The organism is Actinomadura sp. NTSP31 (assembly GCF_041951385.1).
GTDB classification, from domain to species: domain Bacteria; phylum Actinomycetota; class Actinomycetes; order Streptosporangiales; family Streptosporangiaceae; genus Spirillospora; species Spirillospora napierensis.
Window position 1 is genome coordinate 92,049 of sequence record NZ_JBGNUT010000035.1, and the last position, 23,759, is coordinate 115,807.

Sequence of the window (23,759 nt, forward strand, 5' to 3'; positions counted from 1 at the left end):
GCGCGTGCGCCCCCGCCCCCGCTCATCCCTGCGGGGTACCCGCCGGTTGGCACCGAGGGGTGAGGCGGCACGGGCGCCGGCACGCCTATAACCGAACCATGACGACCCGACGACTGCCGCGCGAGGACCTCACCGCGGCACTTGCGGCCCGCCGCGAGCTCGGCCCCGACTACGACGCGGCCTTCATCGAGACGGTCGTGGACCGCATCGAGGAGGTCCTCGACGCGGGCGCCGCCGCGTCCCCGGCCCCGCGGCGCCGCCCCAGGGCGCCCCGCACGAGCGAGGCCGGCGACCACAGCCTGCTGCTGGCGGTGCTGTCGCTGCTGGCCGCCATCCCGCTCAGCGCGATCGCGGTCGTGAACGCCGGCGGCCTCGGGCTGTCGCTCGCGTGGGCGGGGATCGTCATGATCAACGTCGCCTACGGCCTGCGGTCCCGCCGGCCGTGACCGTCCCGCCGCGAGCGGGCGGACGGCCGGATGGCCGCCCGCCCTCCTCAGCACGTCCTCACTTGCCCGGCTCGGGGTCGCGGGGCAGGCCGAGCAGCCGCTCGCCGATGATGTTCAGCTGCACCTCGGTGGTGCCGCCGTAGATCGTCATCGCGCGGCTGAACAGCATGGCCCGGGCGATGATCCCGCTCTCGGCCATCGGCGTCTCGGTCGCGGCCGCCTCGCCCTGCGCCGCCCAGCAGTAGTCGGCGACGTCCTGGTTGAACTGCACGCCGAGCAGCTTGCGGACGCTGGCCTCGGCGCCCGGCTCCACGCCGTTCAGCTGCTTGAGCGTGGTGCGCAGCCCCAGCAGGTCGATCGACTGGCCCTGCGCGACGAGCTTGCCGACCTCGGCGGCGGCGACCGCGTCCAGCGTCCGGCCCTTGAAGAAGTTCAGCAGCTCGGGCACGCCCATGCCGAGCCCGCCGCCGGTCGACAGCGACACCCGCTCGTTGGACAGGGTGTTACGGGCGACCTGCCACCCCTTGTTGACCTCGCCGACCACGCAGTCGTCCGGGACGAACACCCCGTCGAGGAACACCTCGTTGAACAGCGCGTCACCGGTCAGCTCCCGCAGCGGACGCACGTCCACGCCCGGCGCCTTCATGTCGACCAGGAAGTAGGTGATGCCGTCGTGCTTGGGGGCGTCCGGGTCGGTGCGGGCGATGCAGAAGCCCCACTGCGCGTGCTGCGCCACCGACGTCCAGATCTTCTGGCCGGTGAGCTTCCAGCCGCCCTCGACGCGCTCGGCCTTCATCGACAGCGACGCCAGGTCCGAACCGGCGCCCGGCTCGGAGAACAGCTGGCACCACACCATCTGGCCGCGCAGCGTCGGCCGCAGGAACCGCTCCTTCTGCTCCTCGGACCCGTAGCGGACCAGGGACGGGACCAGCCAGGCACCGATCACCAGGTTCGGCGCCTTGACCTTGGCGGCGCGCAGCTCCTGCTGGATGATGATCTGCTCGACCGGGCCGGCGCCGCGTCCCCAGGGCTTGGGGAAGTGCGGCACGGTCCAGCCCTCGTCGCCCATCTTCGCCTTGAGCGCGTCCTTGTCCTCGACGGCGGCCAGCTCGGCCACCTCGGCGCGGATCCGCTCGCGCAGCGGCTGGGCGCTCTCGTCCAGCTCCAGCTCCACCTCGCGGCGCCCGCCCGCCAGGGCCAGGTCGGCGACCTTGGCGGCCCAGTCCTTGGCCGGACCGAGCAGCGCCCGCAGGGTCAGCGCGCGGCGCAGGTAGATGTGCGCGTCGTGCTCCCAGGTGAACCCGATGCCGCCGAGCATCTGGATCGCGTCCCGGGCGGTCTGCACACCCGCGTCGCCCGCGATCACCGCGGCGACGGCGGCGGCGAACCCGGCTTCCTCGGTGCCCTCGTCCAGCGCCCGCGCGGCGTCCCACGCGGCGGCGCGGGCCTGCTCCAGCGCGATCAGCGCCCGGGCGGCCTTGTGCTTGACGCCCTGGAACTGCCCGATCGGACGGCCGAACTGCTCGCGCACCTTGGCGTACTCGGCGGCCGTGCCGACCAGCCAGCCCGCCAGTCCGGCCGCCTCGGCGCCGAACAGCGTCGCGGCCAGGTCGCGGACGCGGCCGGCGGTGAGGCCGTCCAGCACCCGGTCGGCCGCCACGGTCACGCCGTCGGCCTCGACCGCGGCGACCCGGCGGACCCGGTCCAGGCTCGCCACCGCGGTGACCTTCAGGTCGGCGGCGTCGACCGCGACCCACTGCTCCTCGTCCCCCGCCGTGACCGGCAGGACGACCACGTCGGCGAGCAGCGCGCCCAGCACCGTCGCCGCCGAGCCGGAAACCGTGAGCGCGTCGCCGTCGCGGGTGCCCGTCAGGCCCCCGGACAGGGCGACCGCGCCGGTCCTCGTCCCGTCGGCCAGGCCCGGCAGCAGCTCGGCGCGCAGCTTGGCGTTGCTGGACGCGTCGATCACCGCGCTCGCCAGCACCGTCGGCAGGAACGGGCCGGGCGCCGCGGCCCGGCCCAGCTCCTCCAGCACCACCGAGAGCTCCAGCAGGCCGTAGCCCTGCCCGCCGTGCTCCTCGTCCAGATGCAGGCCCAGCAGCCCCTGCTCGGCCAGGGCCGGCCAGAACCCGGGCCGGGTCTCCTCGTCCGCGTCCAGCGCGGCGCGGACCGCCGTCGCCGGGATGTTGCGCTCGGCGAAACCGCGCACCGAATCGGCGAGCGCCTCGTGCTCCTCGGTCAGCCCGATGGCCATGTGTCGAAACCCTCTCTCAGAACGCTGTCGACAGCGATTCTAGAACAGGATTCGGGTCCGGTGCGAAAGTGATTCCGCTCTCACCGGCCGGAGGACTCCCGGGCCTGCGGATCCTCGCCCGCGACCGCCCCCGCCGGCTCGTCCCGGCCGGCCCCGCCCTTGGGCCGCGCCCCGACCGTGAGGCTGGCGACGGTGGTGGCCGCCAGGGTGCCGGCGATCACGGCCAGCGACAGCCAGATCGGCACGTCCGGCGCCCAGGCGACACCGTACTCGTGCATCGCGTGCAGGATCAGCTTGACCCCGATGAAGCCGAGGATGAACGCCAGCCCGTGCCCGAGGTACACCAGCCGGTCGGTCAGCCCGCCCAGCAGGAAGTACAGCTGGACGAGGCCCATCAGCGCGAACGCGTTGGCGGTGAACACCAGGTACGGCTCGGTGGTCAGCCCGAAGATCGCCGGAATGGAGTCCAGCGCGAACAGCACGTCGGTGGAGCCGATCGCGATCATCACGATCATCAGCGGGGTGACCATGCGGCGGCCGCCGCGCCTGGTGAGGAACCGGTTGCCGTCGTACTCGTCGGAGGTCGGGATGACGCGCTTGGCCCAGCGCAGGACCCCGTTCTCCTTGAACTCGTCGTCGTCACCGCCGCGCACGAGCCCGTAGGCCGTCCACAGCAGGAACGCGCCGAAGATGAAGAAGACCCACGTGAAGGTGGAGATGGCGGCGGCGCCGACCGCGATGAACGCGCCGCGCAGCACCAGCGCGATGACGATGCCCGCCATCAGCACGGTGTGCTGGGCGTGCCGGGGCACCGCGAACCGCGTCAGGATCACCATGAACACGAAGAGGTTGTCGACGCTGAGGCTCTTCTCGGTGACGAAGCCGCCGAAGTACTGCGCGGCGTGCTGCCCTCCGGAGAAGACCCAGACGCCGAGCCCGAACAGGACGGCGAGGCCGATGTAGACGACCGACCAGAAGGCGGCCCTGCGGGTGGTGAACTCCCGCGTGTCGTTGCGGTGGATGACCAGCAGGTCGGCGGCGATGACGGCGAGAATCCCGGAGAGCGTCAGGATCCACACCCAGGGTGCGACGGACAACGTGAAACCTCCGGCGGACGTAGTAGAGCGCCGGAGGTCTCTCCCGCCCTCACCTCGAGGGCCACGGGCACCGGGCCGGTGCGGACCGGCCGTGCTGACGACACCCGTGCGCGGGGATACTCCCCTCCACCTGTTCTGTTGAACGCGGGGGCATGGCCCCTGGTTCCCGGTTCGCGAGATTTCTCGATCTTCCCGCGAACCCGGCCGCCGGACGCGGCATCTAACGCGCCGCGATCAGCTCCCGGTCGCGATCAGCTCCCGGTAGACGGCGGCGAGCTGGTCGACGGCGTCGTCCTCGCGGGGCAGCCGCGCGGCGCGCTGCGCGGCCGCCGCGCCGAGCCGCACCGCGAGCGCCGGGTCGTCCAGGATCCGGCCGACGGCGCGGGCGAGCGCGTCGGCGTCGCCGGACGGGACCAGCAGCGCCGCCTCGCTCTCCGGACCCTGCAGCAGCGCCCCGCCCCCCGCCGGGCGGCCGCCGGCGCCGACCATGCCGGGGATCCCGCCGACGCGGGCGGCGACCAGCGGGCGCCCGGCCCGCAGGATCTCCTGCACGATCAGCGGCTGCCCCTCCCACACGCTCGGCACCACCGCGACGTCGGCGGCGGCCAGCAGCGCGGGCACGTCGGAGCGCCGGCCCAGCAGCCGGACGGGCAGGTCCTCGGCCTCGATCCGGGCGCGCAGCTCCTCCTCCAGCGGGCCGTCCCCGGCGATCGCGACCAGCGGCGGCGGGGTCCGGCCGGTCCAGCCGCGCGCCGCGTCCAGCAGCGTCGGCAGGCCCTTCTGCTCGGCGAGCCGGGCGACGGTGAGGATCAGCGGCCGCTCCCCCACGCCCAGCTCCGCCCGCAGGTCGGCGCGGACGGCCGGGCCCGGCTGCGCGCGCGGCGCGGGCGCCGGGACGAGCGCGTGCCCCACCGAGCGGGCGCCGAGCGAGCGCATCCGCTCCTCCAGGTCCGGCGACACGCCCAGGACCTGCGCCGCGCCGCGCGCGACCACCCTTTCCAGCGCCCCGTAGATCGCGGCGGTCCGGCCGCCGGCGATCACCGCGTTGTGCAGCGTGACGACCAGCGGCGGCCCGCCGCGCGAGAGGCGGAGCGGGCCCGGCGCGACCCGCGCGCAGGCGGCGACGGCGAGGGCGCCGGCCCGCAGCCCGTGCGCGTGCACGACGTCGGCGCCGCGCAGCAGCCTCCGCAGCCGGGCGACGGCCCGGGCGTCGCTCACCGGGCGAGGCCGGTCGGCCAGGTCCACCTCCTCGAAGCGGACGCCGGCCGCGCCGAACCCGAACAGCTCCTCGGTCGCGGCGGGCCCGCAGACCAGCACGCGGGCGCCGCGACCCGCCAGGCCCGCGGCGAGCGACCGGACGTGCCGCCCGACGCCGCCCGCGCTGGTGCCGAGGACGAGCGCGACGCGCACCCCGTCCAGGCGGGGGCCGGCGGGCGCCGGCGGCGCGCCGGTCGCGGCGGGCTTCTCGGAACTGCTCGTCTCTTCAGGCACGGCGGGCGACCTTCCGGGTGAGGACGGCCCGCAGGTCCCGGCCGTCGACGACGAACGCGATGATCAGGAACACGGCGGCGGCGACCAGCGCGGCCAGCGCCCCCGTGCCGATGTTGCGGAGCTGCCCGGACAGGCCGGGCGCGCCGACGCCGAGGAGCGCGGCCGTCGCGTAGCCGGCGGCGGCGCCCGCGCAGGCGCCGAGCACCCCCGCGGCCAGCACGCGCCCGAGCCCGTGCACGGCGCCGGCGCCCCGGGCGCGCAGCAGCGTGCCGACCAGCAGGGCCCCCGCCACGGTCATGCCGGCGGCGTTGCCCGCGCCGAGGCCCGCCACCACCCACTTCGGATCGAGGACCCACAGCACGAGCACGATGTCGGCCACCGCCACCACGACCCAGCCCGCGACGACCGCGATCGCGCCCATCCGGCCGCGGTGGCAGGCGTACAGGACGCGGCCGAGGTGCGCGACCAGCCCGTACCCGAGCAGGCCGGGGGCGAAGGCGAGCACCGCGCGCGCCAGCACGTCCTGCTGGTCGGGGTGGCCGGGGTTGAACACCACCGACACCGGCACGGCGACCGCCGCCAGGACGGCGGCCCCGGCGCACGACACCAGGATCACCGCGCGGGTGGTGGCGGCGGTGACCTGGTCGAACCGGGCGTGCTCCCCGGCGCTCATCCGCGCCGACAGCGTCGGGAACGCGCTGGTGGCGATCGGCACCGCCAGGATCGCCCAGGGCAGCAGGTAGATCGCCCAGGCGTACTGGTAGTTGGCGAGCGCGCCGCGGGTGCCGCGCGAGCTGAGCCGGACGATCAGCAGCGTCGACAGCTGCTGCGCCGCGACGGTCGCGATCCCCGCCAGCGCCAGCCGCCGCACGCGCCGCGCCACCCCGTCCGGGAACCGCAGCGTCGGACGCAGCCGCAGGCGCAGCCGCCACGCGGCGACCCCGGCGGTCGCGGCCATCGCGACGCCGCCGAGCGCCGTGCCGACCGACAGCGTCAGCTCGGCGGTCCGCGGCAGCCCGGTCAGGTCGTTCTCGAAGCCCTTGCCGAGCGGCGCGTAGGCGACGTACGCGCCGATCACCACCAGGCTGGACACCAGCGGCGCCAGCGCGGGCGCCACGAACCGGCGGTGCGACTGCAGCAGCCCGTACAGCACGACGGCCGCCCCGTACATCACCATCTGCACGGACTGGATCGCCAGCATGTCGCCGCCGACGCGGACGACGTCGTCGCGCGAGCACCCCTGCAGGTGATCGGACACCGCCAGGTCCATGAGCGGATGGGACAGCCCCGCCATCAGCGCCGCCAGCGGCAGCATCAGCAGCACGACCCAGGTCAACAGCGCCGACCCGATCCGGCGGACCTCCGCGCGGTCGCCGCGCTCGGCTGGCCCGGCCAGCACCGGGACGACCATGCTCGCCAGCGCGCCGCCCGCCACGATCTCGTAGATGCTGCTGGGCAGCTGCGTCGCGCTGAAGTACGCCTGGCTCAGGCAGGAGGTGGTGACCGTCTGGGAGAAGGAGTACGTCCGGCCGAACCCGGCGAGCCGCGCCAGCACGGTGATCACGCCGATGACGACCGCCGCGCCGGCGAGCCCGCCGGTCAGCCGGCGCAGCGCGGACGCGCGGGACGGCGGCGTCACGGCGCCGCCCTCGCTCTCATCGCGGTCATCGCTCGCATCGCGGTCATCGCGGTGGCCGCCGCCGGCCGGCGGGTCGCTCGGCGGGGTGCGGGGCGGGGTGTTGGCGGGCATCGGCGAGGGGCACGTGTCCAGAGGCTGCCGGGTCGGCCGGGGGGCCGGCGCGGTCCTAGGCGGGGTCCGCCGCGACGCCGTCGCCGGCCGGGCCGGACTGCGAGGGGACCCGCGGCCGGAACGCGTCCTCCATGTCCGGCTCGCCGGCGGTGGCGGGCGCCGGGACGGCGACGGGGCGGCGGCCCAGCATGTCGATCCGGTTCAGCACCGGGTTGCCGGCGATGACCTTGGTGAAGCTGACGAACTCGCTGGCCGCGTTCAGCGCGACGAGCCCGGACAGCACGGCCAGCCGGGAGCGCCGGCCGAGCCGCGTCGCGGCCAGGCCGAGCAGCGCGCCGAGCGCGTTGGAGCCGGTGTCGCCGAGCATCGCCCGCTCGGCGAGGTCCTCGGGCAGCAGCGCGGCGGCGGCGCCGAGCGGCGCGGCCACCACGGCGGACGACGGCCGGGCCAGCGCCAGCGGCGTCCCGGTGATGACGCCGACCTTGATGGCGCGCCCGGGCCGCAGGTCGAACAGGTTCATGAGGTTGGCGCTCCCCGCCACGATCGCGCCGTTCACGACGGTGTCGAACGCGCGGCCGCGCCGCGTCGGCGCCGGCGAGCCGGCGATCGCGGCGGCGGCCAGGCCGGTCGCGCCGATGCCGAGGATCTTCACCGCGCCGCTGGTCACCTCGCCGCGGGCGAGCGCCCCGAGGTGCCCCTTGAAGCCGCGGGAGGACGCCGAGCCCGCCAGGTCGTCGTAGCCGCCGAGGATCCCGGACGCGGCGCCGGCCAGTAGCGCGGCGGCACGGGTCCGGCCGGTGGCGCCGGGCGCCAGCAGCCCGGCCGCGGCGGCGCCCGCGACGAACGCGGGCCCTTCCAGCAGCGTGACCGGCTCGCCGCGGTGGTTGGTGCGGTCCCACACCTCCTCGCCCGGCAGGCCGTTGAGGCCCGGCGGACGCCGCGTCAGCGCGACGTACGCGGCGCGCGCCGCGACGGCGCCGAGGCCCGCCCCGGCCAGCAGCCGCGCGCCCCTCGCCGAACCCGAGGCGATGCGTCGGTTCATCAGGTCACCCGCTCTTCCCCGCCGTGGGCGCGGGCGAGGGCAGGTAGCCGCTCGCGCCGGCGCCCGTCCCGTACTGTCCGGACTTGCCGTTCAGCTCGTTCTGCAGCGCCAGGATCGTCACGACCTGCCCGGACGAGGTGTCCACCGCGTCGACGGCGGAGACCGAGTCGCCGGCGTCGGAGTCACGCAGCGCCGCGATCAGCCCGCCCTCCTGCGCGGAGGTCAGCGGGCCACCGACGACGGTACCGCGACCGGCGCCGTCGAGTGCGGAGGCCAGCGAGATCAGTGCCTTGTTGTCCTGGTCGCCGCCGTCGTAGGCGTACGGGTTGGCCGGCGCGACCAGGACGGCGAGGGTGGCGTGCTGGCCGGGCTTGCCGCTGGTGGTGATGTAGCCCGCCTGCTTGAAGCCGCTGAGCACCGCGCCGCCGGCGGCGTCCTCGCGGCCGGCCTTCGCCGGGTCCCGGGTGAGCAGCGCGTCGGCCAGCACCGCGCCCGCCTTGCCGTAGGGGGTCGCGTCCGACGGGAACGTCACCCCGTCGCTCTTCAGCTGGGTGGCCAGCTCGTCCAGCGTGCTCTGCTGGTCGTCGTCAAGCAGCTTGTTCTGGATCGTGACCCGGCCGGTGACGGCGGCGCCCGCGTCCTTGGCCAGCTCGCTGACCTGGTCGATGCCGTCCTTGCCCGCGCCCGGCGTCTCGATCATGACGACGGACTGGCCCTTGAGCCGGTCCGCCACGATCTGCGGCGACAGCGCGTGGCCGAACTGCTCCTCCCCCTTCAGCTGGGTCTGCAGCCGGCGCTGGGCGACCCGGGCCTCCTGGGCGCTCTTGGCCGCCGAGTTGGCCTGCTTGCGCAGGGTGTCGCCGACCGAGTTCGACAGGGTGGTGGAGCCCAGCACGATGCCGAGCGCCAGCGCGAGGAAGATCGCGACGATGGAGACGAGGTGATAGCGGAAATCGATCACGTGAAGAGTCCGGTCAGCCAGAAGACGAAGGCGTGCCAGCGGTCGGCCAGCAGGGGACTGATGACGTCCCCCGCCGGGGACATGGCGACGGCGGTGACGATGGCGACGAACGCGCCGAGGACGAGGAACAGCAGCGACCAGGTGGAGATCCGGCTGCGGTACAGCCGGGAGACGCCCTTGGCGTCGACGAGCTTGCTGCCCACCCGCAGCCGGGTGAGGAACGTGCTGGCCATGCCGGCGCGGCCCTTGTCGAGGAACTCCACCATGTTGGCGTGCGTGCCGACGGCGACGATCAGGGTCGCGCCCTTGTCGTCGGCGAGCAGCATCGCGATGTCCTCGCTGGTGGCGGTGGCGGGGAACACCACCGCCTCCTGGCCGAGCTCGTGGACGCGCTTCAGGCCGGGCGCGCGGCCGTCCCGGTAGGCGTGCACGACGATCTCCGCGCCGCAGGTCAGCGCGTCGTCGGAGACCGAGTCCATGTCGCCGACGATCATGTCGGGGCGGTAGCCGGCCTCCAGCAGCGCGTCGGCGCCGCCGTCCACCCCGATCAGCACCGGCCGGTACTCGCGGATGTAGGGCCGCAGGGTCGCGATGTCCTCGCGGTAGTGGTAGCCGCGGACGACGATCAGCGCGTGCCGGCCGTTGATCTTCGTGGCGATCTCGGGCACGCCGACGCCGTCGATGAGCAGGTCGCGCTCGCGCTTGACGTACTCCATCGTGTTGGCGACGAACGCCTCGAGCTGGCTGGCGAGGCCCGCCTTGGCCTCGGTGAGCGCCGTCTCGACGGTCTCGGCGGTCTGCTCGGTGCCCTTGGCGACGACGTCCTCGCCGTGGTAGACCGACGGGCCCTCGACCCGGACCTGGTCGCCCTCGTGCAGCTTGCCGAAGATCTCCGGGCCGACGTCGTCGACGAGCGGGACGCCGGCGTCCACCAGGATCTGCGGGCCGAGGTTCGGGTACCGCCCGGAGATGCTCGGCGCGACGTTCACCACGGCGCCGACCTGGCACGACACCAGCGCCTCGGCGCTGACCCGGTCGAGGTCGACATGGTCGATGACGGCGACCTCGCCGGGCTGCAGCCGCTTGGTCAGGTCCTTGGTGCGGCGGTCCAGCCGGACGGTCGCGCTGACCCCGGGCCGGCCGTCGTCCCGGCCGCGGCCGAGCGCCAGCACGCGGCGCGGCAGCGTCAGCCGCTGCGTCAGCCGGGCGCGCCGCTCGGTGGTGGGAGCCGGTTCGTTCATCGCCTGCCATCCTGCCAGAGCACGGGAGTAAAGAGCCGCAGGGACGATCGACGGGGCGTGTCCGCACCGTCGCCCACCGTGTTCACTTGTCCGTTCCCCCTGTTCGCGGACGCGTCTAGCGTTCCTCGGCGGCCATGGCCAGCAGTTCCTCGGCGTGCGCCCGGCCGAGCTCGGAGTCCTCCAGCCCGGCGAGCATCCGGGACAGCTCCCGGATCCGGCCCTCCCGGTCCAGCGCGGTGACGCCGCTGCGGGTCACGGTGCCGTCGTCGGACTTCTCCACCAGCAGGTGCTGGTCGGCGAACGCGGCGACCTGCGGCAGGTGCGTGACGACGATCACCTGCGCGTTGCGGGCCAGCCGCGCCAGCCGGCGGCCGATCTCCACCGCCGCCTTGCCGCCGACGCCCGCGTCGACCTCGTCGAACACGAACGTGGGGACGGGGTCGGCGCCGGCGAACACCACCTCGATCGCCAGCATCACCCGGGACAGCTCGCCGCCCGAGGCGCCCTTGTGCAGCGGCAGCGGCGGCGCGCCGGGGTGCGGGGCGAGCCGCACCTCCACCTCGTCGACGCCGTGCGGGCCGTAGTCGCCGGTCGGCGCGACCGTCACCACGACGCGGGCGTGCGGCATCGCCAGCGCGGTCAGCTCCGCGGTGACGGCCTCGGAGAACCGCTCGGCGGCGCGGGTGCGGACGGCGGTCAGCTCCGCCGCCTCGGCGGCGAGCCGCTCGGCCAGCTCGGCGTGCTCGGCGCGCAGCTCCTCGATGCGGTCGTCGTCGCCCTCCAGCTCGGTGAGCCGTGCGGCCGACCGGCGCGCCCACTCCAGCACCGCCGCGGCCGTCCCCTCCTCGCCGCCGTACTTGCGGACCAGCGAGGTCAGCTCGGCGCGCCGCTCCTGGACGACCGCGAGCCGGGTCGGGTCGGCGTCCACGGACTCGGCGTAGGACGCCAGGTCGGTGCCGACGTCGGAGACCAGGTAGCCGGCCTCGGCGAGCCGGTCGGCGAGCGCCGCGAGCTCCGCGTCGTGCCCGCGGACGGCCTCCAGCGCGTTGCGGGCCCGGCCCAGCAGGCTCGTCACGTTCGCGGCCTCCAGCGCGTCGGCCGCGTCGCCGAGCAGCGCCTCGTGCGCGGTGTCGGCGGCGCCGCGCAGCGCGTCGGCGTGCCCGAGCCGCTCCTCCTCGGCGGCGAGGTCGGCGTCCTCACCGTCCTTGGGGTCGACCTTCTCGATCTCCTCCAGGCCGAAGCGGAGCACGTCCGCCTCCTGCGCCCGCTCCCGCGACCGCGTGGTCAGCTCGTCCAGCAGCGCGCTGACCTGCCGGTGCCGCTGGTAGGCCTTGGTGTAGGCGCGCATCGGCTTGGTGAGCGCGGCGCCCGCGTACCGGTCCAGCGCGCCGCGCTGCCGCCCGGACTGCAGCAGCCGCTGCTGGTCGGACTGGCCGTGCACGGCGACCAGGTCGTCGGCGAGGTTGATCAGCACGCTCACCGGGACGGAGCGGCCGCCGAGGAACGCCCGCGAGCGCCCCTCCGCCGACACCGACCGGGTCACGATCAGCGCGCCCTCGTCCAGCTCGCCGCCGGCCTCCTCGACGCGCTCGACGACCCGGCCGCCCGGGTCGACCACGATCCGCCCCTCCACGGTGGCGCGGCCGGCACCCGGGCGGACCCGCTGCGGGTCGGCGCGGCCGCCGAACAGCAGCCCCAGGCTGGTCACCACCATGGTCTTGCCGGCCCCGGTCTCACCGGTCACCACGTTGAACCCCGGCGACAGATCGAGCACGGCCTCGTCGATCACACCGAGGCCCTGGATCCGCACCTCATCGACCATCGGACGCACCAGCGTCACAACCCTCCGCAAACAGATCCCCGATCAGCGCCTGTGGAGATTATCCCCTCTGCCCGCCGGACGCTCCCCCGTCGGTGTCGGCGAGATCGCCCGCCCGCGGCGCGATCCCGGTGCCGCCGCCGATGGTCTCGACCCCGGTGACCTGCGGAGCCTCCTCGGCCGGGGACGGCGTCGCGGGCTGCCGGACCCGGCCGCGCCAGCCGGTCACCGGAAGCCCGAACTTGGTGACGAGCCGGTCGGTGAACGGGGTGAGGTGCAGCCGGGCCAGCCGCACCGGCTCGGCGCCGCGGCGCACCTCGACCCGCGCGCCGGGCGGCAGGTCGAGCGTCCGCTGCCCGTCGCACCACAGCACCGCCCGCGGGGTGTCCGCGAGCACCTCCACGGCCACCAGCGAGCGCGGCGACACCACCAGCGGGCGGGCGAACAGCGAGTGCGCGCTGATCGGCACCACCAGCATCGCCTCGACCTCCGGCCACACGACCGGCCCGCCGGCGGAGAACGCGTAGGCCGTCGACCCGGTCGGCGTGGCGCACACGACGCCGTCGCAGCCCCAGTTCGACAGCGGCCGCCCGTCGATCTCGGCGACCACCTCCAGCATCCGCTCCCGCTCGGCCTTCTCGATGCTGGCCTCGTTCAGCGCCCACGTCGCTCCCATCAGGGTGCCGTTGCGGCGGACGGTGACGTCGATCGTCATCCGCTCCTCGACGTCGTAGCGGCGGGTCACCACCCGGTCGACGGTGGCCGCGAGGTCGTCCCGCTCGGCCTCGGCGAGGAACCCGACGTGCCCGAGGTTCACCCCGAGCAGCGCCGTCCCGGACGCGCGGGTGAGGTCGGCGGCGCGCAGCAGCGTCCCGTCGCCGCCGAGCACCATCACCACCTCGGCGCCCTCGGCGGCGGCCGCCGTGCTCGGCATCACGTCGACGCCGGCGCAGCCGATGTCCTCGGCCTCGCGGTCCAGCACCCGGACGCAGATCCCGGCCGCGCTGAGGCGCTCGATGACCAGCTGGGCGCTGCGGACCGCCTCCGGCCGCCCGGTGTGCGCCACGACCAGCACCGACCTCTTGCTCATACCCTCGCCCCACTCCCCGGCCCGACCCGGCGGACCGACGTCCTGTCGACGAACGCCCGGTGTGCGGACGTTCCCGGAGCGCACGGCCTCTTCCGGGCGGTCGTGTTCTCGGACGCCCTCTGTACGGCGGCGCCCATCTGTACGGCCGTGCCCACCCGCGCGATCACTGCGGGCCCTCCGTGATCGCCCTCTCCAGGTCGGCGTCGTCCAGCGGCGGCGCGCCGGCGCGCAACCACAGGAAGTACTCCACGTTCCCCGACGGCCCGGGCAGCGGGCTCGCGGTCACGCCGCGCACGCCGAGCCCGAGCGCCGCGGCGTGCCCGGCGACACCGCGGACCGCCTCGGCGCGCAGCTCCGGCTCGCGGACGACGCCGCCGGCGCCGACCCGGTCCCTGCCGACCTCGAACTGCGGCTTCACCATGAGCGCGTAGTCGGCGTCCGGGGCGGCGCACCCCTGGACGGGGCCGAGGACCAGCTTCAGCGAGATGAACGACAGGTCGCCCACCACCAGCCCGGGCCGCGCGCCGCCGAGCATGCCGGGCTCCAGGTCGCGGATGTTGACCCGCTCCATCACCGTCACCCGCTCGTCCGTCCGCAGCGACCATGCGATCTGCCCGTACCCGACGTCGACCGCGTACACGTGCGCGGCGCCCGCGCGCAGCAGCACGTCGGTGAAGCCGCCGGTCGAGGCGCCCGCGTCCAGGCACACGCGGCCCTTCGCCTCCAGGCCCTCGAACGCCTTCAGCGCGCCGGCGAGCTTGTGCCCGCCGCGCGAGACGTACTCCGGGCCGGCCCCGGCCTCGTCGACGACGATCGCCGCGCCCGTCTCCACCTGCGTGGCCGGTTTGGCGGCCCGCTGCCCGCCGACCCGGACGCGCCCGTCGGCGATCAGCGTGCTCGCGTGCTCGCGCGACCGGGCGAGCTTGCGCCGCACCAGTTCGGCGTCCAGCCGCCGCCTCATCGCCCCGCCCCCAGAGGCAGGCGCGACCCGCCGCCCCGCGGCAGGTTTCGCAGGGCGGTGCCGTTCACGATCGGGCTTCTCGGTAGTGGGCTCACGGGCGGGGACGCAGGGTGTCGGGGAAGACGGGGCGGCGCGGCGCGGGCGGCCCCGGCGGGCCGGACGAGCCAGACGAGCCGGACGGGCCGGACGGGCCTTCCGCGCGTTCGGCACCGGCCAGCAGGTCCTGCAGCCGCTGGTGGACGTCCTCGAAGATCTCCACATGCTCGGGGACGGGCCGCCCGGCCAGCTCGCCGAGGCGCGCGACGACCTCGTCGACCCGCGGGTCGCCGGTGGGCTCGGGCGGCGGCGCGGACGGGAGATCCGGCCGCGCGCCGGGACCCGCGCCGGCCGACGAGACAGGCGCCCAGACGGGCGCCCGGGCCGGCGCCGGCTCCGGCGTCGCCGCGGGCTCGTCGGACATCACGTGTACCTCCCTGGACTCCCCTGGGCGGGCGGCGAGTCGCCGCAGCCCCACCGCGAACGCTACCGTCCCAGGACGACATCCTTGCCGACCGAACGGGGAACTGCCTGACCATGGCGAACGAGGACGACTGCCGGACGGCGCTCGACCGCATCGCGGCGCGGCTGGCGGAGGTGGACGCCGACCGGCTCGCCGAGCACGTCGTCGAGCGCACGATCAGCTGCCGCATCCCCGACCTCGGGGTGGCCTACCGCACCCGGCTGCACGTGGGCGGGCTGGACCCGTTCGAGCCCGCCGCCGACCCCGCCGCCGCGCAGGTCCGCCTCACCGTGGACAGCGACGACCTCGTCGCCCTGGCGCACGACGAGCTGAACCCGGCCACGGCGTGGGCGGCCGGCCGCCTCAGGGTCGAGGCGAGCGTCTTCGACCTGCTGCGGCTGCGCCGGCTGCTGTGAGCGGCCGCGCGGAAGGCGGCGCCCGTCAGCGCAGGCGGGGCAGCCCCAGGGCGTCCAGGGCGCCGCTGAGCGCCTCCGCCGCCGGCGGGGCCGCGTCCTCCCAGGCGGCGGACGCCAGGGCGCGCAGGCCGTCGTAGGGCTCGCCGCCGCCGGTGGTCTCGAACCGGTCGCCGTCCCGCCGCACCGTCCAGCCGCCGCACGAGTGCCGGCCGCCGTCCCGCGCCACCTCGGGATGCGGGACGAGCAGGCCGGTCAGGTCGTGCGCCAGGTAGGCGGGGCGGTGGTTCGGGGGCGCGGTGAGGGCCTGCAGGTGGTCGGTCACGCCGGTGAAGACGAGCAGGCTGTCGGCGCCGCCGTTGTGGGCGCCCTCGATGTCGGTGTCGAGCCGGTCGCCGACGACCAGGGGCCGCTCCGCCCCCGTCCGTATGATCGACTCCCGGTGCAGCGGCCGCTCGGGCTTGCCCGTGACGATCGGCTCGACGCCGGTGGACGAGCTGATCACGCGCAGCAGCGCGCCGTTGCCGGGGTGCAGCGGCCCGCCGCCGCCCGGGATCGTCAGGTCGCGGTTGGAGCCGACGAAGAGGGCGCCCATGGCGACCGCCTGGGCGCCCTCCGACAGCTCCCCGTACGACAGCCGCGGGTCGTAGCCCTGCACCACGGCGGCGGGACGCGCGGACGCGACCGACACCGGGCGCAGGCCCCGCGCGTACAGGGCGTGCCGCAGCCCCATCCCGCCGACCACCAGCACCTCCGACCCCGCGGGCAGGCGCTCGGCCAGCAGCCGAGCGGCGGCCTGCGCGGAGGTCACCACGTCGTCGGCCCGTGCAGGCACGCCGACGTCGTTGAGGAGCGCGGCCACCGCCGACGGCGTCCGCGACGCGTTGTTGGTCACGAACGCCAGCCGCTGCCCCGCCGCGCGGGCCTTGGCGAGCGATTCGGCCGCCGCGGGGACGGGCCGCCGCCCGGTGTACACGACGCCGTCGAGGTCCAGCAGGGCGACGTCGTACGCCTCGCTCAGGGGACGGTCACTGCCCTTCATCGCACGCTCCTCGAAATCGGGGGGCACAGCCTTATCAGGGGGGGACAGCCTTGTTCGGGGGGCCGGGGGTCACCTGCGGAACGCGAGGGTCGCCCGGGCGTGCCGCAGCGCCCGCGCGTAGTCCTGGTTCTCCGGACGCATGGCCGCCGCGAGCGCGAGATGCTCGACCGCGCCCTCGAAGTCGCCCATCCGGCTGAGCGACAACCCTAACCCGAAGCGCGCGTAGTCCTCCGCGGGCTCCTCCTCGACGATGCTCTGGAAGCTCGCGGCCGCCGCGCCGAACTGCCGCGCCCCGAACTGCGCCCGGGCGAGCGCCTCCCGGATGCTGTGCGAGCCCGGCTCGGCCTCCGCCGCCCGCGCCAGCAGCTGCAGGGCGGCCGCCGCGCTGCCGGAGCGGAGCAGTTCCAGGCCCCGGGTGTACCACTCGTACACTCCGCCGCCCGGGGCGGCGGGATGCTCGCCCGGTTCGTCGCCCTGGGAATCGTCCGGACGCCCCGGTCCTTCAACACTCATGTGGACCTCCCAACGGACCTCGATCGCCACGACGGTACCCGGCCGGCGCGCGGGGGCCCGTCGCTGATTACCATGCCCACAGTGGACGACGACCTCCCCTCCGGGCTCGGACCGGAACAGTTCAGCGCCCGGATCTTCGGGTCCGCGGGGCCCGCGACGGGCGGCGGGCTGGAGCTGGCGCCGTTCCGCGGCGTCCGCTTCGTCCCGGAGGTGGCGGGTGACCTGGCCGCCGTCACCACGCCGCCCTACGACCTGGTGGACGACGCGGAGGTCGGCCGGCTGCTGTCGGGCGGCGGGCACAACATCGTCCGGCTGAACATGCCGCGCGCCGCCGGGGAGAGCTACCGGGAGGCGGGCGAGACGCTGCGCCGCTGGCTCGCCGAGGGCGTGCTCGCCACCGACCGCGAGCCGGCCCTGTACGTCTACGAGGCGGCCAAGGGCGGCACGGTCCTGCAGCGGGGCCTGATCGGCGCGCTCGGGCTGCGCGCGGAGGCCGACCGGGTCGTGCTGCCGCACGAGAACGTGTTCCCCGGCCCGGTCCGCGACCGGCTCGCACTGATGGCGGCGGCCCGCGCGAACCTCGAACCGATCTTCCTGGTGTACGAGGGCGGCGGCGACGCGGCCCGGATCATCGACGGCGCGGTGCGGGAGGCGCCGCTGCTGGGCTTCCACGCCGACGACGGCCTCACGCACCGGCTGTGGCGCATCACCGACCCGGCCCTCCACGCCCGCATCGCCGCCGACCTGCGCGGCAAGCAGGCGCTGATCGCCGACGGCCACCACCGCTACGCCACCTACCGCGCGCTGCAGGCGCGCCACCACGCCGCCGGGGACGGCCCGGGCCCGTGGGACCGGGGAATGGCGCTGCTCGTCGACTCCACGCGCTTCCCGCCGCATCTCGGCGCGATCCACCGGGTCCTGCCGGGCCTGGCTCCCGCCGCCGCCGTCGAGCGCGCGCGGGGGGCGTTCACCGTCACCGCCTTCGACAACGAGAGCCGGGCCGTGCGGGCGCTGGGCGACGCGCGGGGCCCGGCGTTCCTGCTGGGGGGCGGCGACGGGCTGCACCTGCTCACCGACCCCGATCCCGCCGCGCTCGCCCGCGTGATGCCGTCCGGGCACTCGCCGCGCTGGCGCGGCCTGGACACCGCGATCCTCGACCACCTCCTCATCGCGAGCCTGTGGAACGTCCCCGAGAACGAGAACGCCATCGAGGTCGTCCACGACGACCCGTCCGCCGCCCTCGACCGCGCCCGCCGCGCGGGCGGCACCGCCGTCGTGCTCAACCCGCTGGAGGTCGAGGACGTCCTGGCCGTCGCCAACGGCGGCGAGCGGGTGCCGCGCAAGTCCACCTCGTTCGGCCCGAAGCCCCGCACGGGCCTCGTGCTGCGCCTCCTCGACCCGGAAAGGCAGCGATGACCGACCGACGCCTGATCGACAAGATCGCCTGGATCCTGCTGGACGACGGCCGCGTCCTCAGCACGCGCTCGCGCGGCAAGGACGTCCACTACCTGCCCGGCGGCAAGCGCGAGCCCGGCGAGTCCGACGCGCAGACCCTCGCCCGCGAGATCAAGGAGGAGCTGACCGTCGACGTGCTGCCGGAGACGGCCGCCCACCTCGGCACCTGGGAGGCGCAGGCGCACGGGCACGCGGGCGGCGTCACCGTACGGATGACCTGCTACACCGCCGATTACACCGGCACGCCGGCGGCCAGCAGCGAGATCGAGGAGATCGCCTGGCTCGGATACGCCGACCGCGACCGGGTGTCGCCCGTCGACCAACTGATCTTCGACGACCTGCACGCCGCCGGCCGCCTGCGCTGACCCGTCCCTACCGCCCCGGGTGGCCCGGGCGGGCCGCCGGGCGCGATGATCTGCCCATGGACTCCTCCAACATCACGCCGCTCGGCGGAGACGTCTACGAGATCGACACCATGCTGGCGGGGCACTCCGGCATCACCGCCGCGTACCTGATCCGCTCCGACCGGCCGTGCCTGATCGAACCGGGGACCGCGGGCTCGGCGCCCGTCGTGCGGCAGGCGCTGACCGAACTCGGCGTCGGCGCGGACGACCTCGCGAGCGTGGTGGTCACCCACATCCACCTGGACCACGCGGGCGGCGTCGGCGACATCGCCGGGCTGTACCCGCAGGCGGAGATCGTGGTGCACGAGAAGGGCGCCCGGCACCTCGCCGACCCGTCCCGCCTCATGCGCAGCGCCCGCATGGTCTGGGGCGACGCCCTCGACACCCTGTTCGGCGAGCTGAAGCCGACCGACGCCGCGCGCATCCGCGCCGTCGAGGACACCGGCGTCATCGACCTCGGCGGCGGCCGCCGGCTGGAGTCGCACTACTCCCCCGGCCACGCCAAGCACCACGTCGGCCTGGTCGACTCCGGCACCGGCGACCTGTACGTGGGCGACGCCGCCGGCATCTACATCCCCGAGACCGCCGACGTCCGGCCCGCCACCCCGCCGCCCGACTTCGACCTCGACACGGCGCTGGCGTCGCTCGGCAAGTTCCGCGACCTCGGGCCGCAGCGGCTGCTGTTCGCGCACTACGGACCCGTGACCGAGGTCGAGAGCACGCTGGAGCGCTCCGCCGAGGAGTTGCGCGTGTGGGTCGACGCCGTCCGCGCCGCCAAGGACCAGGGCCTCGAACTCGACCACGCCGTCGCGATGGTGGTGGAGCGCACCAAGGACCGCTACGCCATCAACAACGCCGATCTCGACCCGGAACTGGCCGCCAAATACGACGTGCTGAACAGCCCCGCCAACAACGTCGCAGGCATCATGCACGCCTTGGACCGGCACGCGTGACATCGCCGGGCCGCTGAATCCGGGCACGGACCTGTCCCTACGCGGGCAGGTCCGCATCGCCGCCCGGACGCCCTGCGGGCTACGGCTCGCCCCCCGCCCGCTCCGCATCGAGTGCCTTCAGGCGCCGCCTTGGGGCGGTCACGGCTTGCGCGCGACGCCGCCCCACATGCCCGTCGTCGCGGTCGGGAGGGCGTCCGGGGCCGGACGCCAGTCCTGGAGCGGCACGACGCCAGGGTCGAGAAGGTCGAGTCCCGAGAAGAACGCGCTGACTCCCTCATGGGTGCGGAAGGTCACCCGGAAGCCCATCGCCTTGGTGAGGGCGTCCTCCGCGGCCGCCATCTGCTCGGGCAGCTGGTCGATCCCGGGATGGGTGATGGCGAGGAAGCTGCCGGGGGCCAGGGCGTCCAGGAGCGTGCGGACGATGCCGCGCGGATCGTCGTCGTCCGGGACGCAGTGCAGCACCGCGATCAGCAGCAGCCCGACGGGGCGGTCGAAGTCGAGCAGGCGCGCGGCCTCCTCCAGGATCCGGCCGGTGTCGCGCAGGTCGGCGTCCACGAACGACGTGGGCGCGGTGACGCCGGACAGCAGCGCCCTAGCGTGGACGAGCACGATCGGATCGTTGTCGACGTAGACGACCCGGCTCTTGGGATCGGCGTCCTGCGCCACCATGTGCGTGTTGTTCGCGGTGGGGATGCCCGTGCCGATGTCGAGGAACTGGGCGACGCCCTCCCCGACCATGTGCCGCACGGCCCGGCTCAGGAAGGCCCGGTTCGCGGTGACGCCCGGCTTGATCGTCGGGGTCGCGAGCATCACCTGCTCCGCGGCCGCCCGGTCGGAGGCGAAGTTGTCCTTGCCGCCGAGCCAATAGTCGTAGATCCGCGCGATGTGCGGGGTCGCGACGTCGATCCCCTGGGGCGCGATCTCTTCCTCGCCGGTCATGCGGCACAGCCTAACCGCGCACCTCGGAGAAAGATCGTTTTTCCGGCATTTCGGCCGGTTCTGGCTGCAAGCGCCTGCGCGTTGGGTTTCCGAACGGACTACGGCGGTCGGTCCGGAAACCCAACGCGGGAGGTCACTCGCCGGCCGGCGGCTCCTCGTCGTCCTGGTCCCCCGCGGGGCGCCCGGGCTCGACGGGGTGCTCGGGCCCGACGGTCTTCGGCTCCAGGAACACCGCGGGAGCCTCGGGGGCCTGCTCCGGCGACGGCTCCAGGATCTCCGGGTCCGCGGGCTTGAACTGGAAGTCCGTCGCGGTGACGATCTCCGGCACTTCTGGTGCTTCTGGCGCTTCCGGCTCCTCGGGCTCCTCGGGCTCGTCCACGGGCTCGTCCGGCGCCTGCAGCTCGTCCGGCTCCTCCGCAGGCACCTCCACGGCCAGCTCCTCAGGTGCCGGCACGCCGTCCGGGGCCCGATCGACGTCCACCGCGGGCTCCTCGGCCTCCTCTGGCGCGGCGGCGTCCTCGGCGCTCTCCTCCCCGCCCTCCTCGGCGGGCTCCTCCTCGCCCTCCTCGGTGTCGACGATGTGGAGACCTTCGAGTTCCGCGTACCGTTCGGCGGCGTCGGTCTCACCGTCGCGGTCGGCGGCGGCGGCGCGCGCGAACCAGTCGGACGCCTCGCTCTCGCGGCCGGCCTCCACGAGCGCGTCCGCGTAGGCGTAGAACAGCCGCGCCGACCACGGCTTCAGGCGCCGGTCGCGGAGTTCGGGGATCTGCAGCGTCACCACGGCCGCGTCGTACTGGCCGAGGTCGCGGCGCACGCCCGACTCGACGATGCGCAGCTCCACGAACCCCATCTGGTCGAGCCGGTCCGCCTCCGGCGACTTGATCACGTCGAGGGCGCGTTCGGGACGGCCGAGGCCGCGCTCGCAGTCGGCCATGACGGGCAGGTACGAGTCGTCGCCCGCGCCGAGCCTGCGCGCCGCCCGCAGTTCGGCGAGCGCCTCGGCCCAGTCGCCCGTCTGGTAGGCGGCGATGCCGGCGGCCTCCCGGACGATGCCGACGCGGGACGCCAGGCGGCGCGCGGTGCGGGCGTGCTTGTACGCCTGCTCCGGCTCGTCCTCGGCGAGCCGCCCGGCCATCACGAGATGGCGCGCGACCCGCGTCGCCAGGTCCTTCGGCAGCGTCCGCAGCTCGGCGCGCGCGTCGACGTCCAGCTCCTCGCCGGTGACGTCGTCGGGCAGCAGCGGGTCGTCGTGCTTGGGGGCGGGACGTTCGCGCTCGGCCGCCTCGGGCCGCCTGCCCCCGAACCCGCCGTCACGGTTTCCCCGGGGCCTGTCGCGATCGCCCTCGAACCGACGCGGCCCGGACCGCTCCGGCCGGGCTCCACCGGGACGGCCGCCGCGCTGGTCGCGGTCCTGGAACCTGCGCTCGCCCTGCCCGCCACCGGGTCGGCCCCCGCGGGGCCCGCCAGAGCGGCCCTCGCCGCGCGGCCCACGTCCGCCACCGAAACCACCCTCGCGGCGCTCCCCGCCGGGACCACCGGAGCGCCCCTCACCACGCGGGCCCTGGCCGCCACGCGGACTGCCGAAGCCGCCCTCACGACGCTCGCCGCGCGGACCACCGGACCGCGCATCACGACCTTCGCCGCTCGGCCCTTGACCACCGCTGCGCGGCCCGCTGAAGCCGCCTTCACGACCTTCCCGACGCGGACCGTCGAAGCGCGCTTCACGTCCCTCGCCGCGCGGCCCACCGGACCGCTCGTCCCGGCGCCCGCCCTGCGAACCACCGAAACGACCTTCACCACGCGGGCCTTGTCCGCCACGCGGACCACCGAAGCCGCCCTCGCGGCGCTCGCCGCGCGGACCACCGAAGCGCGCATCACGACCTTCGCCGCGCGAGCCCTGACCACCCTGCGGACCACCGAAGCCGCCCTCACGACGCTCGCCGCGGGCACCACCGAACCGCGTGTCCCGGCCTTCGCCACGCGGCCCTTGGCCACCGCTGCGCGGCCCACCGGACCGCTCGTCCCGGCGCCCGCCCTGCGAACCACCGAAACGGCCCTCACCACGCGGCCCCTGACCGCCACGCGGACCGCCGAAGCCGCCCTCGCGGCGCTCGCCGCGCGGACCACCGGACCGCGCATCACGACCTTCGCCGCGCGAGCCCTGACCACCCTGCGGACCACCGAAGCCGCCCTCACGACGCTCGCCGCGGGCACCACCGAACCGCGCATCGCGGCCTTCACCGCGCGGCCCTTGGCCACCGCTGCGCGGCCCACCAGACCGCTCGTCCCGGCGCCCGCCCTGCGAACCACCGAAACGGCCCTCACCACGCGGCCCCTGACCGCCACGCGGACCGCCGAAGCGTCCCCCGCGGCTCTCACCGCGCGGCCCTTGGCCGCCGCCGGTGCTCTGGCCCGCACGAGATCCGCGCGGGCCGCCGCCACCGCCTTCGCCCGGCCTGCCACCGCGCGGGCCGCCGAAGCGTCCCTCGGCACGCGGACCGCCGGACCGGCGGTCGCCACCGGAGCCGCCGCGAGGACCGCTGAAGCGACCCTCTCCGCGCTCGCCGCCGCGTCCACCGCCGAACCGGTCATCACGCCGATCGCGGGGGTTGCCCTCGCCTCCGCGCCGGTCGTCGTTCCCCTGGAACGGGCGATTGGCCGGCCGGTCGTCGCGCCGGCCGCGACCGTCGCGATCGCTCCTGCCGCCACCGGTGCTCGGACGTCCACCCTTGGGACCGCCCTTGCGGGGCGCGGATCCACGAGGACCGCCGCTTCCGCGCGCACCGGAACCGCCGGCACCCCCACGAGGGCCGGGCCCCCGCCCGCCGTTCTTCCCTCGCCGCTCGCGGTTCTCGTCGCTGCGGCCGTCCTCTTCCGCGCTCATCACGTCCGTCACTGTTCTTGATGGTGGTTCCGTGGACTCCTGCAGCCTACTTTGGCAGGTCCATGACATGCGTCGAGGGCCGCCCCCGAAAAATCGGAGGGCGACCCTCGACTAATATGAGTCCGGCGGCGTCCTACTCTCCCACACAGTCTCCCATGCAGTACCATCGGCGCTGAAGGGCTTAACTTCCGGGTTCGAAATGGGACCGGGTGTTTCCCCTCCGCCATAACCACCGAACGACCAACCCCAACACCCGCCCTCAACAGGCGGTGCGGGAAGACTCGTCCGAGCGCAAGGCTCGATCTTCACTTATAACTAACGGGTTGCCCAGTTGTTTCCTGGGAACCACACAGGGACGCGAACACCACACAGCGACTTGCCTTGAACGTGTCGTGTGTTCAAGCCACTCGGCCTATTAGTACCGGTCGACTCCACACGTTACCGCGCTTCCATCACCGGCCTATCAACCCAGTCGTCTACTGGGAGCCTTACCCCCACCAAAGAT

At 75.0% G+C, this 23,759-nt stretch carries 21 protein-coding genes and 2 rRNA genes; 6 read left to right on the forward strand and 17 right to left on the reverse strand.

The features are described from left to right. Positions 1-98 precede the first annotated feature (98 nt). Positions 99-446: a hypothetical protein gene (locus ACA514_RS40590; protein ID WP_375046633.1), complete on the forward strand. Its 348-nt coding sequence runs from the start codon at positions 99-101 to the stop codon at positions 444-446. Between the two features lie 58 nt (positions 447-504). On the opposite strand, the gene ACA514_RS40595 is transcribed toward ACA514_RS40590, so the two are convergent. The 11 genes from ACA514_RS40595 to ACA514_RS40645 all read right to left on the reverse strand — a co-directional run bounded on the left by ACA514_RS40595 (position 505) and on the right by ACA514_RS40645 (position 14,612). Continuing rightward, positions 505-2,700, reverse strand: coding sequence for an acyl-CoA dehydrogenase (locus ACA514_RS40595; RefSeq protein ID WP_375046634.1), 2,196 nt, complete (start codon positions 2,698-2,700; stop codon positions 505-507). 80 nt (positions 2,701-2,780) lie between these two features. Continuing rightward, positions 2,781-3,797, reverse strand: a complete 1,017-nt coding sequence (locus ACA514_RS40600; RefSeq protein ID WP_375046635.1) for a TerC family protein — start codon at positions 3,795-3,797, stop codon at positions 2,781-2,783. A 234-nt stretch (positions 3,798-4,031) separates the two neighbouring features. After that, the gene (locus ACA514_RS40605) at positions 4,032-5,207 is read right to left on the reverse strand and encodes a glycosyltransferase family 4 protein (protein ID WP_375046654.1); all 1,176 of its coding nucleotides are present in this window, start codon (positions 5,205-5,207) and stop codon (positions 4,032-4,034) included. A gap of 73 nt (positions 5,208-5,280) precedes the next feature. After that, entirely contained in the window at positions 5,281-7,038 is a 1,758-nt protein-coding gene (murJ, locus tag ACA514_RS40610) for a murein biosynthesis integral membrane protein MurJ (protein WP_375046636.1), read from the reverse strand. Between the two features lie 55 nt (positions 7,039-7,093). Next, complete coding sequence (locus ACA514_RS40615; protein ID WP_375046637.1) at positions 7,094-8,080, reverse strand: hypothetical protein; 987 nt, start codon at positions 8,078-8,080, stop codon at positions 7,094-7,096. A gap of 4 nt (positions 8,081-8,084) precedes the next feature. Then, the gene (locus ACA514_RS40620) at positions 8,085-9,041 is read right to left on the reverse strand and encodes a copper transporter (RefSeq protein ID WP_375046638.1); all 957 of its coding nucleotides are present in this window, start codon (positions 9,039-9,041) and stop codon (positions 8,085-8,087) included. Beyond that, the gene (gene steA / locus ACA514_RS40625) at positions 9,038-10,282 is read right to left on the reverse strand and encodes a putative cytokinetic ring protein SteA (protein WP_375046639.1); all 1,245 of its coding nucleotides are present in this window, start codon (positions 10,280-10,282) and stop codon (positions 9,038-9,040) included. The genes ACA514_RS40620 and steA overlap by 4 nt, the downstream gene beginning before the upstream one ends. A gap of 115 nt (positions 10,283-10,397) precedes the next feature. After that, on the reverse strand, positions 10,398-12,104 hold the full coding sequence (gene recN / locus ACA514_RS40630; protein WP_375046640.1) for a DNA repair protein RecN: 1,707 nt from the start codon (positions 12,102-12,104) through the stop codon (positions 10,398-10,400). A gap of 58 nt (positions 12,105-12,162) precedes the next feature. Beyond that, positions 12,163-13,191, reverse strand: a complete 1,029-nt coding sequence (locus ACA514_RS40635) for an NAD kinase (protein ID WP_375046641.1) — start codon at positions 13,189-13,191, stop codon at positions 12,163-12,165. A gap of 163 nt (positions 13,192-13,354) precedes the next feature. Further along, positions 13,355-14,152: a TlyA family RNA methyltransferase gene (locus ACA514_RS40640; RefSeq protein ID WP_375046642.1), complete on the reverse strand. Its 798-nt coding sequence runs from the start codon at positions 14,150-14,152 to the stop codon at positions 13,355-13,357. A 91-nt stretch (positions 14,153-14,243) separates the two neighbouring features. Further along, a complete protein-coding gene (locus tag ACA514_RS40645) occupies positions 14,244-14,612 on the reverse strand; it encodes a hypothetical protein (protein ID WP_375046643.1) in 369 nt (122 codons plus the stop codon). A gap of 113 nt (positions 14,613-14,725) precedes the next feature. Between ACA514_RS40645 and ACA514_RS40650 the strand changes: the two genes are divergently transcribed. After that, the gene (locus ACA514_RS40650) at positions 14,726-15,067 is read left to right on the forward strand and encodes an SCP2 sterol-binding domain-containing protein (RefSeq protein ID WP_375046644.1); all 342 of its coding nucleotides are present in this window, start codon (positions 14,726-14,728) and stop codon (positions 15,065-15,067) included. Between the two features lie 25 nt (positions 15,068-15,092). On the opposite strand, the gene ACA514_RS40655 is transcribed toward ACA514_RS40650, so the two are convergent. Both ACA514_RS40655 and ACA514_RS40660 read right to left on the reverse strand, forming a co-directional pair. Continuing rightward, on the reverse strand, positions 15,093-16,106 hold the full coding sequence (locus ACA514_RS40655) for an HAD-IIA family hydrolase (RefSeq protein WP_375046645.1): 1,014 nt from the start codon (positions 16,104-16,106) through the stop codon (positions 15,093-15,095). A 69-nt stretch (positions 16,107-16,175) separates the two neighbouring features. Next, positions 16,176-16,619: a tetratricopeptide repeat protein gene (locus ACA514_RS40660; RefSeq protein WP_375046646.1), complete on the reverse strand. Its 444-nt coding sequence runs from the start codon at positions 16,617-16,619 to the stop codon at positions 16,176-16,178. Between the two features lie 72 nt (positions 16,620-16,691). Here ACA514_RS40660 and ACA514_RS40665 point away from each other — a divergent pair, with 72 nt between their 5' ends. The 3 genes from ACA514_RS40665 to ACA514_RS40675 are packed head-to-tail and all read left to right on the forward strand — an operon-like array spanning position 16,692 to position 19,431. Next, positions 16,692-18,035 carry a DUF1015 family protein gene (locus ACA514_RS40665; protein WP_375046647.1) on the forward strand — a complete coding sequence of 448 codons (1,344 nt, stop codon included), beginning with the start codon at positions 16,692-16,694 and terminating at the stop codon, positions 18,033-18,035. Continuing rightward, positions 18,032-18,439 (forward strand): NUDIX domain-containing protein, encoded by a 408-nt coding sequence (locus tag ACA514_RS40670; RefSeq protein ID WP_375046648.1) that lies wholly within the window; start codon positions 18,032-18,034, stop codon positions 18,437-18,439. The genes ACA514_RS40665 and ACA514_RS40670 overlap by 4 nt, the downstream gene beginning before the upstream one ends. A 56-nt stretch (positions 18,440-18,495) precedes the next feature. Continuing rightward, on the forward strand, positions 18,496-19,431 hold the full coding sequence (locus tag ACA514_RS40675) for an MBL fold metallo-hydrolase (RefSeq protein ID WP_375046649.1): 936 nt from the start codon (positions 18,496-18,498) through the stop codon (positions 19,429-19,431). 138 nt (positions 19,432-19,569) lie between these two features. On the opposite strand, the gene ACA514_RS40680 is transcribed toward ACA514_RS40675, so the two are convergent. Then, the gene (locus ACA514_RS40680) at positions 19,570-20,370 is read right to left on the reverse strand and encodes an SAM-dependent methyltransferase (protein ID WP_375046650.1); all 801 of its coding nucleotides are present in this window, start codon (positions 20,368-20,370) and stop codon (positions 19,570-19,572) included. A gap of 133 nt (positions 20,371-20,503) precedes the next feature. Next, a complete protein-coding gene (locus ACA514_RS40685; protein ID WP_375046651.1) occupies positions 20,504-21,505 on the reverse strand; it encodes a hypothetical protein in 1,002 nt (333 codons plus the stop codon). On the opposite strand from ACA514_RS40685, the gene ACA514_RS40690 reads away from it, so the two are divergent. After that, the gene (locus ACA514_RS40690; protein ID WP_375046652.1) at positions 21,458-23,275 is read left to right on the forward strand and encodes a hypothetical protein; all 1,818 of its coding nucleotides are present in this window, start codon (positions 21,458-21,460) and stop codon (positions 23,273-23,275) included. The genes ACA514_RS40685 and ACA514_RS40690 overlap by 48 nt on opposite strands. Positions 23,276-23,374: 99 nt before the next feature. Here the strand turns inward: ACA514_RS40690 and rrf are convergent. Next, positions 23,375-23,491: ribosomal RNA gene (gene rrf / locus ACA514_RS40695) — 5S ribosomal RNA — on the reverse strand. A gap of 157 nt (positions 23,492-23,648) precedes the next feature. Then, positions 23,649-23,759 (reverse strand): 23S ribosomal RNA (locus tag ACA514_RS40700); the annotation flags it as partial.

Bases quoted from the DNA above. Each gene is read 5' to 3' on its own strand.
- ACA514_RS40590 (WP_375046633.1), top strand. From the start codon at position 99: ATGACGACCCGACGACTGCCGCGCGAGGACCTCACCGCGGCACTTGCG.
- ACA514_RS40595 (WP_375046634.1), bottom strand. From the start codon at position 2,700: ATGGCCATCGGGCTGACCGAGGAGCACGAGGCGCTCGCCGATTCGGTG.
- murJ (WP_375046636.1), bottom strand. From the start codon at position 7,038: ATGCCCGCCAACACCCCGCCCCGCACCCCGCCGAGCGACCCGCCGGCC.
- ACA514_RS40615 (WP_375046637.1), bottom strand. From the start codon at position 8,080: ATGAACCGACGCATCGCCTCGGGTTCGGCGAGGGGCGCGCGGCTGCTG.
- steA (WP_375046639.1), bottom strand. From the start codon at position 10,282: ATGAACGAACCGGCTCCCACCACCGAGCGGCGCGCCCGGCTGACGCAG.
- recN (WP_375046640.1), bottom strand. From the start codon at position 12,104: ATGGTCGATGAGGTGCGGATCCAGGGCCTCGGTGTGATCGACGAGGCC.
- ACA514_RS40635 (WP_375046641.1), bottom strand. From the start codon at position 13,191: ATGAGCAAGAGGTCGGTGCTGGTCGTGGCGCACACCGGGCGGCCGGAG.
- ACA514_RS40640 (WP_375046642.1), bottom strand. From the start codon at position 14,152: ATGAGGCGGCGGCTGGACGCCGAACTGGTGCGGCGCAAGCTCGCCCGG.
- ACA514_RS40645 (WP_375046643.1), bottom strand. From the start codon at position 14,612: ATGTCCGACGAGCCCGCGGCGACGCCGGAGCCGGCGCCGGCCCGGGCG.
- ACA514_RS40650 (WP_375046644.1), top strand. From the start codon at position 14,726: ATGGCGAACGAGGACGACTGCCGGACGGCGCTCGACCGCATCGCGGCG.
- ACA514_RS40655 (WP_375046645.1), bottom strand. From the start codon at position 16,106: ATGAAGGGCAGTGACCGTCCCCTGAGCGAGGCGTACGACGTCGCCCTG.
- ACA514_RS40660 (WP_375046646.1), bottom strand. From the start codon at position 16,619: ATGAGTGTTGAAGGACCGGGGCGTCCGGACGATTCCCAGGGCGACGAA.
- ACA514_RS40665 (WP_375046647.1), top strand. From the start codon at position 16,692: ATGCCCACAGTGGACGACGACCTCCCCTCCGGGCTCGGACCGGAACAG.
- ACA514_RS40670 (WP_375046648.1), top strand. From the start codon at position 18,032: ATGACCGACCGACGCCTGATCGACAAGATCGCCTGGATCCTGCTGGAC.
- ACA514_RS40675 (WP_375046649.1), top strand. From the start codon at position 18,496: ATGGACTCCTCCAACATCACGCCGCTCGGCGGAGACGTCTACGAGATC.
- ACA514_RS40680 (WP_375046650.1), bottom strand. From the start codon at position 20,370: ATGACCGGCGAGGAAGAGATCGCGCCCCAGGGGATCGACGTCGCGACC.
- ACA514_RS40685 (WP_375046651.1), bottom strand. From the start codon at position 21,505: ATGGCCGGGCGGCTCGCCGAGGACGAGCCGGAGCAGGCGTACAAGCAC.